The sequence below is a fragment of the Candidatus Enterococcus moelleringii genome (genome assembly GCF_017377575.1).
GTDB lineage: Bacteria > Bacillota > Bacilli > Lactobacillales > Enterococcaceae > Enterococcus_A > Enterococcus_A moelleringii.
Genome location: NZ_JAFREM010000018.1, coordinates 91492 through 105176 on the forward strand (window position 1 = coordinate 91492; position 13685 = coordinate 105176).

The 13685-nt window shown below is 42.6% G+C and carries 11 protein-coding genes and 1 tRNA gene; 11 read left to right on the forward strand and 1 reads right to left on the reverse strand.

The window, feature by feature from the left end:
* Window positions 1–139: 139 nt before the first annotated feature.
* The 11 genes from JZO70_RS11580 (at window position 140) to JZO70_RS11630 (ending at window position 12929) form a co-directional block, all read left to right on the forward strand.
* Window positions 140–2578 (forward strand): glycogen/starch/alpha-glucan family phosphorylase, encoded by a 2439-nt coding sequence (locus JZO70_RS11580; RefSeq protein ID WP_207673733.1) that lies wholly within the window; start codon window positions 140–142, stop codon window positions 2576–2578.
* Window positions 2559–4400: a glycoside hydrolase family 13 protein gene (locus JZO70_RS11585; protein ID WP_207673734.1), complete on the forward strand. Its 1842-nt coding sequence runs from the start codon at window positions 2559–2561 to the stop codon at window positions 4398–4400. The genes JZO70_RS11580 and JZO70_RS11585 overlap by 20 nt, the downstream gene beginning before the upstream one ends.
* Window positions 4401–4498: 98 nt before the next feature.
* The gene (locus tag JZO70_RS11590; RefSeq protein ID WP_207673735.1) at window positions 4499–5122 is read left to right on the forward strand and encodes a hypothetical protein; all 624 of its coding nucleotides are present in this window, start codon (window positions 4499–4501) and stop codon (window positions 5120–5122) included.
* Window positions 5123–5164: 42 nt separating this feature from the next.
* Window positions 5165–5353, forward strand: coding sequence for a hypothetical protein (locus JZO70_RS11595; protein WP_207674007.1), 189 nt, complete (start codon window positions 5165–5167; stop codon window positions 5351–5353).
* 44 nt (window positions 5354–5397) lie between these two features.
* A tRNA-Leu gene (locus JZO70_RS11600) sits at window positions 5398–5481 on the forward strand.
* Between the two features lie 163 nt (window positions 5482–5644).
* Window positions 5645–6019, forward strand: a complete 375-nt coding sequence (locus JZO70_RS11605; protein WP_207673736.1) for a YxeA family protein — start codon at window positions 5645–5647, stop codon at window positions 6017–6019.
* A gap of 102 nt (window positions 6020–6121) precedes the next feature.
* Window positions 6122–6949 carry a helix-turn-helix domain-containing protein gene (locus tag JZO70_RS11610; RefSeq protein WP_207673737.1) on the forward strand — a complete coding sequence of 276 codons (828 nt, stop codon included), beginning with the start codon at window positions 6122–6124 and terminating at the stop codon, window positions 6947–6949.
* A 77-nt stretch (window positions 6950–7026) separates the two neighbouring features.
* Window positions 7027–8175, forward strand: coding sequence for an N-acetylglucosamine-6-phosphate deacetylase (gene nagA, locus JZO70_RS11615; protein WP_207673738.1), 1149 nt, complete (start codon window positions 7027–7029; stop codon window positions 8173–8175).
* 191 nt (window positions 8176–8366) lie between these two features.
* Window positions 8367–8747: a DUF2812 domain-containing protein gene (locus tag JZO70_RS11620; RefSeq protein ID WP_207673739.1), complete on the forward strand. Its 381-nt coding sequence runs from the start codon at window positions 8367–8369 to the stop codon at window positions 8745–8747.
* 135 nt (window positions 8748–8882) lie between these two features.
* A complete protein-coding gene (locus JZO70_RS11625) occupies window positions 8883–9584 on the forward strand; it encodes an ABC transporter ATP-binding protein (protein ID WP_207673740.1) in 702 nt (233 codons plus the stop codon).
* Between the two features lie 12 nt (window positions 9585–9596).
* Complete coding sequence (locus JZO70_RS11630; protein ID WP_207673741.1) at window positions 9597–12929, forward strand: FtsX-like permease family protein; 3333 nt, start codon at window positions 9597–9599, stop codon at window positions 12927–12929.
* A gap of 121 nt (window positions 12930–13050) precedes the next feature.
* Here JZO70_RS11630 and JZO70_RS11635 read toward each other — a convergent pair whose 3' ends face one another.
* Window positions 13051–13644 (reverse strand): FUSC family protein, encoded by a 594-nt coding sequence (locus tag JZO70_RS11635; protein ID WP_207673742.1) that lies wholly within the window; start codon window positions 13642–13644, stop codon window positions 13051–13053.
* Window positions 13645–13685 lie beyond the last annotated feature (41 nt).

A 13685-nucleotide genomic window follows, 5' to 3' on the forward strand; every position in this document is an offset into this window, starting at 1 on the left:
AAATGTTGGCCTTGTGAACTTACTTTTCGACAATAAGGAAATTCTTTTCGGAACTAGCTTTTCGAAAACAGTTAAAACTTATTGCTCAATCGTTGAGCGAGTTCACAGGGCCTTTCTTAGTCAAAAAGGAGAAAATTAAGTGGAGAAAACAGAATTTAAAGCAAAGTTTAAGAAAAGGTTGGCTGAAAAGTTTGCAATGGAAGTTAGTGATGCTTCAGCTAATGAGTTGTACCAAACGCTAGGCTCGATTATGACAGCCGCTTATTCACAAGATTGGCAACAAACCTGGCAGGATTATCGGGATCAGGAACAGAAACAAGCCTATTATTTTTCAATTGAATTCTTGCCTGGCAAGATGCTGAAAAGTAATTTGTTAAATATGGGTTGGTTGGAAACTGTTGAAGAAGCCTTGCAGGAAATGGGGATTTCCTTAGAGGATTTGGCAGAAGTGGAACCGGATATGGCGCTAGGTAATGGTGGTTTAGGACGTTTGGCTTCTTGCTTTATGGACTCAATTGCTTCTTGCGGTTTGCCGGGGAACGGAAATGGGATTCGTTACGAATATGGTTTGTTTAAACAACGTTTTGTGGACGGTTATCAAGTTGAGTTGCCTGATGAGTGGCTGCAAAAGGGAAACAGCTGGGAAATTCGTAAAGAAAGCAAAGCAGTAGACGTCCACTTTGGCGGTAATGTTTATTTGCAAAAGGATGGCAAGGATCAATTAAAGCCTGTCTATGAAGGCGGCTATACGGTTCGGGCAGTTCCTTATGATACGGGAATGGTTGGCTACAAAAACAATATCGTTAACACGATGCGTTTATGGAGTGTTGAAATTCCAGCAGAAGAAGAGGATCGTTACCGGAGTATTGAAGATCGACGGGTGATTGAAGATCTGACTTCGGTTTTATATCCAGATGATTCAAATCAAGAAGGTCGAAAGCTGCGTTTATCCCAAGAGTATTTCTTTGTTTCAGCTGGGGTACAGAGTATTTTGCGCTATTATAAACGTTTAGGTTATTCATTTGATCAAATCAATCAATATATTGCGATCCATATTAACGATACCCATCCGGCTATGTGTGTGGCCGAATTTATGCGCATCTTGATTGATGAAGAAGATGTATCTTGGGAAAAGGCTTGGAACTTGACGATCAAAGTAATGAGCTACACCAACCATACGATCATGGCTGAAGCGTTGGAAAAATGGTCAATTCCGATGATGCAGGAGGTATGTCCACGGATTTACCAAATTATTGAGGAAATTGATCGCCGCTTTGTTAAGGATATGACTGGAGTTCAGCCGGCAGATCTGATCGAGCGGACGCGAATTATTCAGAATGGTCAAATTCATATGGCGAACTTGGCAATTATTGGCTCTCATTCAACTAATGGTGTGGCGAAACTGCATTCTGATTTATTGAAGAGTGTGGTACTGAATGATTTTTACGTGATGTATCCAACTCGTTTCAACAACAAGACCAATGGGATTGCTCAACGTCGCTGGTCGCAGCTGGCAAATCGCAGCATGACCAAGGTTCTAAATGAGACCATTGGGACTTCATGGAACAGCCATCCGGAAGATATTCGCTTTTTGATGAATTTTGCCGAGGATGACAAGGTTCTAGATGCGCTTGCTGAAGCAAAGCATGAGAACAAAGTGAAGTTGGCTGCTTACATCAAAAAAGTGAAAGGCATCGATGTTTCACCGGACGCTATTTTTGATGTGCAGATCAAACGGCTGCATGCCTACAAACGTCAGCTTTTGAATTTGCTGCATATTATGAAGCTTTATTTTGACTTGAAGGAAAATCCAAAGCTGGCAATTCATCCAAGAGTCTTTATTTTTGGCGCTAAGGCAGCACCTAGTTATCATTATGCGAAATCAGTGATTAAAGTGATTAATGAAGTAGCTAATTTGATCAATAATGATGCTTCAATTGATAATAAATTGAAGGTTGTATTCTTAGCAAATTACAATGTGACTTTAGCAGAACGGATTATTCCGGCAGCGGATGTTAGTGAACAAATTTCACTGGCTTCAAAAGAGGCCTCTGGGACTTCCAACATGAAACTGATGCTGAATGGCGCGGTGACGATTGCCACTTTAGATGGCGCGAACATTGAAATTCGTGATGCTGTAGGTGACGAAAATATTGCTATTTTTGGTTTGACTGAAACGGAAGTCTATCGTTATTATCAAGAGCATAACTACAATTCTTCTGAGCTTTATCATAACGATCCAGTGTTGCATAAAGTACTGAATGCCTTTGTCGACGGAACCATTCCGAATATTGCCTTTGAAGGACAAGAGATTATGGATTCATTGCTTAAGTACAATGATGAATTCTTTGTATTACGGGATTTTGCGGCGTATTGTGATGCACAAGAAACGATTAATCAAAATTATCAAGATCGTCGTCGCTGGAAACAAATTAGTCTGAAAAACATTGCCAATGCTGGACGCTTCTCTTCTGATAATACGGTTAAGCGGTACGCCGAGGATATTTGGCAAATCGAACCCGTTTTTGCTCATAACAGCGAAAAAGGAGCGAATCAACATGGCACATATCTACTATAATTCATGGCTGGAACGCTATAAGTTTCCTTTTGGTGCAGTGCAGGAAGGAAAGCGAGTTGATTTTTGGATCTCGGTTCCTTCTGAACTGGAAACGAATGTTTATTTTGTTGTTCGTAAAGAAGGCAGCAGCATTGGAAAAATTAGTTTTCCTATGACGGCAGCGGAGGAAGATCGCTACCATTATCAATACAAGTTAGATCAAGGCAGTGGTTTGTATTTCTATTACTTCAAGGTTGTTCAATTTTGTTCTGACGGCAGTAAACGCACCTTGTTTTATGGGTTTGACGGCCAAGGCGGCGAAGGAAAAATTGAGCATCAGGAGTCGGAAGTTGCGTCCTACCAATTAACCTGCTTTGAGAAGGCTGAGATTGCCCCTAGTTGGTACCGTGAAGCAGTCTTTTATCAGATTTTTCCGGATCGCTTTGCTAACGGCAATCCTCATAAAGAAGTGAATCAGCCGAAAAAGAATTCTTTTATCTATGCAACTGAAGAAGACGAACCGATGTATATCCGCAACAAACAGGATGAAGTCGTTCGTTGGGACTTTTACGGCGGGAATTTAAAGGGCATTACCAAGAACATTCCGTATTTGTTGGAGTTGGGAATCACTGCCCTTTACTTGAATCCGATTTTTGAAGCTACCAGCAACCATCGGTACGATACCAACGACTATTTCAAAATTGATCCGGTATTGGGAACCGAAGAGGATTTTGTCGAGATGTTGGCGGCTTTGCATGAAGCTGGGATCTCGGTCGTTCTGGACGGTGTCTTTTCACACGTTGGAAAAAACAGTCGTTATTTCAATCAGGCTGGTTTTTATGGCCAGGATTCGGGAGCTGCTCGTACTATTGACAGTCCGTATTATCCGTGGTTTAAATTTGACAAGTATCCTACTAATTATCAAGCCTGGTGGGGAGTAGCGGATCTTCCAGAAGTGGACAAAGATAATAAAGACTTCCAAGAGTTTATTTATGGCGATTACGATAGTGTACTGGCTAAATGGACCAGCTTAGGCGTGGACGGTTGGCGGTTGGATGTGGCCGATGAGCTGACTGATGAATTTATCGGCGGTATTCGCAAGCATCTGTTAGGTTACCAAGATAAAATTTTAATTGGTGAAGTCTGGGAGGATGCCTCCAATAAGATTGCTTATGATCAACGAAGACGTTATGTCTTTGGGGATCATCTGCAGGGAGTAATGAATTATCCGCTGCGCCAACAGATTCTGGATATTTTGAATCAGACCCGCTCCTTTGATAAAATTTCAAAAGAAATGGTCAGCTACCAGGAAAACTATCCAGAAGACTTTTATTATAATCAGTTGAATAATATTGGCACTCACGATACAGAGCGGATTTTGTCTATGCTGGGAGATTCAGTTGAGAAATTGGCTCACTCCTGGGGATTATTGTTCATGATGCCGGGGATTCCATGTGTGTATTATGGGGATGAAGCGGGCTTGACGGGTGGTAAAGATCCTGAAAACCGTAAGTTCTTCCCTTGGAAAAACCAGAATGAGGCGATTTATACGCCATGTCACACCTGGATTCAGCGGCGGAAAAAACACAGCTCTATGAAATTTGGTGAATTCTTTCCTTTTTACTCTTCCGAAAATGAAATTTTTGGGATTGTTCGTTATGATGAGGAGGAGTACACGGTTTATTTGCTGAATGTCTCGAATAAGCCTCACAAGATTCGCATTGAAGAGCTGGTTAGCCCGCGGCAATACCGGGGAGATTATCAAATCCTGGAGTCTTTAATTGAAGAAATTGAGGTAGGACCGCAGCAGGATTATTTTGCTTTTGAATCACTAATTGATTAAAAAAATGCTCAAGTTCCAGACCGCTTTGGTCAATTGCTAAGCTTTTTTTGACCATTTATGCTAAACTAATAAGAAATCAGAAAACGAGGATGGTTTTAATGGAGAATCGGCCATTTGGTGGAAGACGTGCGCGTTTTCCCGCTTACGATGATGAGACTGGGGTAAAATTGAATAAGAGCAGTCAACGGGTGTTGTTTGATGGTAATGATGATTTTCTCACTGATTACAAATTAGACGCCAAAGATGTTCTGGAACGAGCAACTCGTCACAATAAACGCTCTCGCAGAGTACACCTGGATGAAAAGCCTCGTGAAGAGCTGGTGCGGCATCGCGGGAATCTGCCTACTTATGAAACGATGGCCAGTGAGCAAAAGCGGGCACCCCGTAGATTATTTGCTGAATCGAAGACGGTTGCTGAGGATAAACGGGTGAGCTTCCATGAAAAACATAGGAATGGTACGCCATTTAAACCTAAGCATGTTCCGGAGTCTCTGATCCCGGATGAACCTAAGGATGCGATTCCGTTGCAGGAGCTGTATACCACGTTGCGGGAATCAAAGAAATCGTACCTTTTATTTGATACTGGCAATAAAGGCTACCAGCCGTCAATTCAGACCAATAAGGCTAAACAAGCGCAGTCTTCCCGTTTGGATCGATCGTTGCAAGGCATTATGACCGACAATAATCAAGAATTAGAAACAAGTAAATATTTTAACGAATAAGGAGGATACTGAGTATCTTCCTATTCTTTTGAGGTGAATAGAGTGAATAATCCGTTTGAAGAAAAAATGGCTCAATTGCGCAACGGCGAGATTGAGAAAATTGAGGTAACAAGAGAGGACTTCTTTTTATTTCGTGAGGTGTGGTTAAAGCAGGAAGATCGTAAATATTTCCGCGGCATCGCAGGACTAAATGGCAGTGTGATTTATGTCTACGATACCACTACCGTTTAGCAATTGACTTTTCCTACAAATATCGCTATGATGAAAAAGTTCTCGCGGAAGTGATGGAACGGCAGACATGCAAGATTGAGGGTCTTGTGAGCGTAAGGCTCGTGTGGGTTCAAATCCCATCTTCCGCATGAAAATAAGAGGTTATGGACGTTGATTTTCCAGCGTTTATAGCCTCTTTTTGTGCTTTTATAAATTAGGTAAGTGACAAAACTGTTAGTCGAAAATACAACCTGAGACTGAATTGAAGCTTTCTTTCTTCCGCTATGCTAGTTTAGGAAAGGGAGATGACAAATGAGTATTGTAAAAAAATTGATTTCTACTATTATACTAGTGGTCTTGGTATTATTTGGCAGCACATTTTACACCAAAAATTCTAATAGTGAGTTGGCGGGAATTATGGACCAATTAAATCCGCTAGTAAGTGAAGGCGCGGTTTATGTTAAAACGACTACACCTGAAAGTGTGAACGAGTATGGCACAGCTGCCTACAACCAGGTGGCAGCGGATGAAAATGGAAAAACTCGTCCAGTGGCTTTTAACGGGTTGAGTGAATTAAAGGTGGATCATTATTTGAAATTGACTAATAAAGGTGCCCATATCGAGAATTATGAAGAGGTAGCAAAGGATCAGGTACCCGCAAAAGCTTTACAGATAATCGATAAGTAACTGGAGGTCATTTAATTGTCTAGGATTTGGTTGCCCTGCACCCTTGCATAGGCTACAATAGGGTAGAAAATGTGAATATGCATATTTTGGGGGAAAATGTAGATGGAATCCATAGGCCAGGCCTTAAAAGACTTCCGCAAAGAGCATGGAATGACGCAAAAAGATTTATCGCGGGATATTTGTTCTCAAAGCGTTCTTAGCCGGATTGAAAATAATGAGGAAATTCCCAACATCTTGGTGATGCAGCAGCTTTGTCAGCGGTTAGGAATTACAATTGATCAATTAATGGTGGATTTTCTGCCAAAAGAGTTGTTGCTGCGGAAATATTTTCAAAAGATGTACAATTTGCTGCGGCATCAGCGGTTTGCAGAGATCCAAACCATTTTAAACTATTTAGAAGATAAAAAGCGGATTGTTTTAGATAAGGATCGCCAGCAGTATTATTACTTTCAGGCAATTTGCGATTTTAACTTGGATGATAATCCCAAGCACGCGTTAGAAAATGCTAGAAAAGGGCTGGAAATGCTGGTCTCTAAAAAGTATCAGGGCTACTTTGACAGCAAAATTTTGCTGATGGCTTTCACGGCTAAAATGAACGACCAGCTGGGCAAAAAAGATGAGGCACAGCGCTTGTACAGCCAAAGTATTGAGCTGTTTGAAACTATGATGTGCGACTATACGGAAAAGATTGAGTTGAGTGGATTGTTTTTGGATTACGGATTATTTTTACTAAACCAAGGGCAGTACCATGAGGCAGATCGGGTTCTTAATTTAGGGCTGCATTGGAACCAGCAGCAGGCCAGCTGTTATAAGCTGAATGAGTTGTTGACGCTGAAGGTGAAGCTGTTGAAAATGACCGGTGATGAGGAAGAGCTGCAGCGTTATCGGGAATGGCTGAATGCGACGACTAAATTACGGGATTTTTTCTAAAAATGGTCTACACCATTCTTGACAGAACGCTCGTTTCGGAGTACCTTTAAGGTATCAAGCAAGAAGGAGCGCTCAAAATGAAAACATTTATTTATGCGGATAAATTCTTTTTGAAATCCGGCGTAAAAGAAGCAGGCTATTTAGAAATTACTGATGGAATTTTTGGCGACTATACAAAAGAATTAACGGACAACGAAGCAAAAGTGATCGATCAAAGTGGCAAATGGATCGCACCAGGACTTGTGGATACCCATATACATGGTTTTAAAAATCATGACGTGATGGACAACGATGCAGAAGGCTTAAAGGTTATGTCAGAAGGCTTGTTATCCTGTGGAGTTACCAGCTTTTTACCAACAACCTTAACTTCTTCAAAAGAACGATTGAAGGATGTAGCCGAAACAATTGGAAAAACTTACCAAGAAGTTCCTGGCGCGAAAATTCAAGGCATCTATTTTGAAGGTCCGTTCTTCACTGAAGAGCATAAAGGCGCGCAAAATCCTAGTTATTTTGGCGATCCGGATATGGCAACATTTAACGAATGGCAGGAAGCTTCTGGCGGCTTAATTAAAAAAATCGCTTTAGCACCTGAACGCCAAGGCGTGGCCGAATTCGTCAAAGAAGTGACAGAAGAAGGCGTCGTAGTGGCTTTAGGTCATTCCAATGCAACTTTAGATGAAGCACAAGCAGCAGTGGAAGCTGGCGCAAGTGTCTTTGTTCATGCTTACAACGGTATGCGGGGATTAAACCACCGCGAACCTGGTATGGTAGGTGCTTTGTTATCCTTGCAGCATGTCTTTTCTGAATTGATTTGCGATGGGCACCATGTGCATCCCCAAGCAGCTGAAATCCTTATGGAAAAAGCGGGACACGATCATGTAGCGTTAATTACTGACTGCATGATGGCTGGTGGTATGCCGGACGGCAATTACAACTTAGGAGAATTTCCAGTTGTAGTGAAAGACGGAACCGCTCGTTTGGAATCTGGCAACTTGGCTGGAAGTATCTTGAAGCTGAAGGAAGCTATTAAAAACGTAGTAGACTGGAACATTGCGACTCCAGAAGAAGCTATCATGATGGCGACTTATGTACCAGCTGTCAGCTGTAAAATTGATGACCGCTGCGGGATGATAGCTAAGGGTCGCGATGCTGACTTTATCGTGTTGAATCCAGACATGGAATTAGAAGCAACTTACCTGGATGGTGTGGAACGTTATCGTAAATAAATAACTATTGAAAACTCGATCGTAAATGGTCGAGTTTTTTTGCGTGGAGAAGAGTTAAGGTGGTATTTGCCAAGCGTCTTTTCATTTTATTGTTGGAAAAGTAGAATAGAAGTAGGAAAGCGGTTTGATCGGAACTGGATCACAATAAAGAATTACATTAGCAGGTAATTTATTGAAGGAAGGTGGAACCAATGAGAAAGTACAAATTTTTTAGTGCAAATATAGAATTGCAGCAAAAGTGGTTGAATGCTATGGCACAAGATGGCTGGCGATTAACGGAAGTGAAGCGGGCCTTCTATTATTTTGAGAAAGCTGCGCCAGGTGAATTTCAATACGAGGTTGTGTTTGTCGCGGATAAGTCAAATCGAGGATACACAGATTATGTTACTTTTCTCGAAGATAAGGGATATCGGGTTTTTCCTAAAAATATCAATCTGAATTATTCTGTGGGTAAAGTGCGAATCAGACCGTGGGCTAAGGGGAGTGGGATGCTTTCCACTTTTCCGGGCAGGTACAACAAGGAACTCCTTATTGTGGAAAAGACGAATGATGGAAATCCTTTTGAAATTTAGAAAAAATACTAAAAGAAATCCATCATATGTTTATAGGGATGTTTGTTATTCAGCCATTTTTTATCTAGGTCTTTACGGTTTGCTAAGCCATTTTTGCGGCCTTATGGTAGACTAGAATAGAATGGAGGCGGAGACATGGGTTATATTGAAGTAATTAATGAAACGAAACGGTATAAAATGGGTGAGACGGTGATTCATGCCAATGATCAAATCACTTTTACCATTAAAAAAGGCGAAATCGCGGTTATTCTGGGGCCAAGTGGTGCTGGGAAATCTACCGTGTTAAATATTCTAGGCGGAATGGACAGCTGTGATGAAGGACAGGTAATTGTCGATGGAACTGACATTGCTACCTTCAACAATAAAGAACTGACGACTTATCGCCGCAATGATGTAGGTTTTGTTTTTCAGTTTTACAATTTGGTGCCGAACTTAACGGCCAAGGAAAATGTCGAGCTGGCTTCACAAATTGTTTCTGATGCCTTAGATCCAGCAGAAGTCTTGCGCTCGGTAGGCTTGGAAGAACGAATGGACAACTTTCCGGCGCAATTATCCGGCGGCGAGCAGCAGCGGGTAACTATCGCCAGAGCTTTAGCAAAACGACCGAAGCTGTTATTGTGTGATGAGCCGACAGGTGCGCTGGATTTTGAAACTGGGAAGCAGATTTTGAAAATTTTACAGGATAGTGCTCGTAATCATGGAACAACGGTGGTAATCATTACCCATAATTCCGCGATTGCGCCGATGGCCGATCGGATTATTCGGATTAATGACGCCAAGGTTCGCAGTCAGAAGCTGAATGATACGCCACTTTCAATTGAAGAGATTCAGTGGTAAGGGGGCCATGGTGTGAATAAAGTATTATGGTTGACGAGTATACGGGAAATCTGGCGGTCTAAAGCCCGCTTTTTATCGATTTTAGGCATCGTTTTTCTAGGGGTGGCTTTTTTTGTTGGTCTGAGTGCAACGGGACCGGACATGATCAATACTGCCGACGAATATTATCAGGACCAACAGCTAGCGGATACGCAAATTTTTACTCCCTTGGGTGTAACGGAGGATGATCTTGATTCTGTGAAGGCGGATGACAAGGTGGCGACTGCCGAAGGGCGTTATTTTCAGGATGTTTTCCTGGATGATAAGGATCAAACGATTCGGTTGTACAGCTACGATCAGGATCAAAAGTTAAATCGGGTCAATGTGACTGAGGGCCGTGTGCCGAAAAATAACGATGAAGTGGCTTTGGATTCGATCGCTGAATCGGGACATGATTATCAAATTGGCGATACTTTTACGATTGACGATCCAAATCAGAAGTCATTTAAAGAACATGAACTAACCGTGGTCGGCTTTGTGGAGAGTCCTCAGTACATTGAGAATTTTTCCCGGGGCAATACGACGGTCGGCAAAGGAACCATCGACTTCTTTGCTTTAATGACCTCGGACAATTTCAAGCAGCCGGTCTTTTCTGAGCTGCTGGTACGCTACAAAAATTTGGAAAATATTACGGCTTATTCAGATACGTATGACGATCGTTTGGCTGACAATCAAAAGCAGCTTGAAAAAGTACTGGAAAAAGACGGCGAAAAACGCATGGCTGATTTGAAAAAGTCCAGCCAAGAACAAATTGACGAGGCCAAAGCACAGCTGGCAGCGGGCGAACAAGAAGCCAGCGAACAAACCCAAGAGCTGATGGAGGCTAAACAACAACTGGAAACGGGTCAACAAGAGTACGCGGCTAGTCAACAAGATTTTGAAGAAAAAAGCCAGGCGGCTCAGGCTCAAATCGATGAGCGGGAAAACCTGCTGGCACCGCAAAGAGAACAGCTGGAGCAGCAAAAACAAGAGTTGGCTGATCTTCAGACTGTAGCGGAACGCAAGAAAGAAGCCGAAGAACAGAAGGATACATTAAGTGCGCAACGAAGCCAAGCAGCGGTGAAGTTGGATCAAACTACAGCGCAAAAGAACCAGCTGGAACAAATCCAAACCTTGGCAGCCCAAGGCAATACCCTGCAACTGCAAACAGCAGCAGCTGAGTTGGACGCCCAAGCCTTTAGTGATTTAATTCAGGCGATCCAACAGCAAAACAATGACCAAGTCCAAACAATTGCGGCTCAGCATTTAGAGGAAATTAACGGAACCTTGCAGCAACAACAGCAGCAGGTCACTGAACTGGAAACTAAATGGAATGAAATGCAGCAGTTGCTAGCTCAGCCATTGCCCACCGATGAAGAAATTGCTGAAATGCAAGGACAAGTGGAAGAGTTTGACGAATGGCTGACAGGTGGTCAACAACAGTTGGATACTGCTAAAGAAGAGCTGGCCGCTAGTCAGGCTCAAGGGCAGGCCCAGCTGGAGCAAGCCAAGCAAGAATTGGATCAGGCGCAACAAACGTATGAGGATGGGCAGGCGGCGCTGGAAGAAGCCAGCACCGAAGCGTTAGCCAAGGCGCAAAAAGAAATTGCTAATCAAGAAGCGGCTTTAGCCAATCTTGATGAATTGGAATACACAGTCCAAGGACGAACAGAAAATCCGGGATACAAGGAATACCAGGACAATGCGGATCGGATTTCTTCTTTGGCGACGGTCTTCCCGTTGATTTTCTTCTTGATTGCCGCGTTAGTTACTTTAACTACAATGACTAGAATGGTAGAAGAAAAACGGACAGAGCTGGGAACCTTCAAGGCATTAGGCTATTGGAACCGAGAAATTTCGTTGAAGTTTGTTATGTATGCGGCTTTAGCTGGCGGCATCGGCGGAGTTCTTGGTTTAGCGGTAGGATTTTATCTGCTGCCAACCATTATCTTCAATGCTTATGGGCAACTGTATAATTTGGATCAAGTGGTGACGCCATGGTATCTCAGCTATGCGTTGCTTGCGATGCTGGTAGCATTCCTTTGTTCTGTGGGAACGGCACTGTTCGTATTAAGGTACGACTTGAAAGCAACACCGGCTACTTTGATGCAGGCGCGGGCACCGAAAAAAGGCAAGCGGATTTGGTTGGAGCGGGTAACACCAATTTGGTCACGTTTAACCTTTATCCAAAAGGTAACGATGCGCAATCTGTTTCGTTACAAGCAGCGGATGCTTATGACGATTCTAGGGATTGCCGGTTGTATGTCAATGCTGATTACCGGTTTTGGTTTGCGGGATTCGATTGGGGATATCGTACCGATTCAGTTTGATCATATTTTGCAGTACCAGGGAACGGTGGTTTTCAGTGAGCCGTTATCGCAAGCAGAAAATGCCGATTATCAGCAGATGCTGGCTGACCTGCCTGACTTCAAAGATCATTTAGCCATGTCAACAGAAATGTACACGGCGGAAAGCGACGAAGTCAACCAGCAGGAAATTTCGATACATGTACCACAAGACAGTCAGAAAATAGATTCCTTTGTTTCCTTTAATGATCGGACCAGTGATGCTACTTATCAATTAAACGATAAAGGCGTGATTATTAATGAAAAATTGGCTGAGCTGTTTGAGTTGGAACCAGGGGATATTTTTGAAATCATGGGAACTGATGATGAAACTTATCAGGTGAAAATTGCGGCGGTGGCCGAAAACTATGTTGGGCATTTTATGTATATGACGCCGGATTATTATGATGAGTTGTTTGATCAGACGCCGACTTATAACACCGATTTGCTACTGTTTAACAAACAGCCAAGCAGCAGTACAGAAACGGCGATTGCCCAGGATCTGATGGACAAGGATAAAATTATCAGCGTGGCCTTTTTATCAGAATCACGAAATGCGCTTCGGGATACGGTGGATAGTTTGAATATTATTATGTGGGTCTTGATTGTGTCGGCTGGTTTGCTAGCCTTTATCGTCTTGTATAATTTGACCAACATCAATATTTCAGAGCGGATCCGGGAATTGTCTACTATTAAGGTATTGGGCTTTTACAATAACGAAGTGGTGGCTTATGTTTATCGGGAGAATGTGCTGTTGACCTTGATCGGGATCGTTGCCGGGATGTTCTTAGGGAAGATTGAACACGGCTATATTTTGAAAACAGTGGAGCTGGATGTCACGATGTTCTCACCCGATATCCAACCGATGAGTTATATTTACTCAGCTTTGATTACCTTATTCTTTGCTTTAATTGTGGGCATTCTGATGTATTTCAAGCTGAAAAAAATCAACATGATTGAGGCTTTGAAAGCCAACGAATAAAAAAATCGGAATCAGGGCGCTTGTCCTGGTTCCGATTTTTTGCAATTAATAAGCCTGTTGGAATAGTCGTTGTCTGGCTTAACAAAGCTGGACGAGTTCGTGAAGCCTTTCTATTAATCCTTTAATCCTTCGACTGATCCTCAATTTGTTTCCGGACATCTTCCAGCATTTCGGAGAGTCCGGCTTCTTTTTTCTTCAGTTCCACTAAATCTTCTTTGATCTGTTTTTCTTTTTCGACCTTCGGCGGGGTGACGATGCCGTTTAAGGAGATCGCAATGACGGTTCCAATAAAGGTGTCCAGTACCCGGTTTAAGGCGTAGATGGTGGATTCGCCTTGGGGAATACTCAGGGAAATCAACAGCATCGTGGCAATCGCTGAAACAATTCCCGGATTATTACCAATCCCGTCTGAGACGACAATCACTAAAATGACAAAGATCGGCAAAACAATCAATTCAACATAAAAGTCATTTTCAAAAAAAGCCTGAATATAGAAGTAAATTAAGGCTAACAAACCACCGATAGAATTGCCTAAAATTCGTGAACGACCAAAGGAAAAGCTGGTGTTCAAATCCTGCCGCAGAGAAAATACCGCAGCCAGCGCAGCAATTAAGGGACTGCCGCGATCCAGCAAATGAAAAAGAAGGATACAGATCATTACAGCTAAGGCTGTTTTAAATGTCCGCATTCCTAATCGGAAACGGCCAAAATGCATGAGAGAGTCCTCCTTTTTTCTTCTTACTATTAGTTTACCGG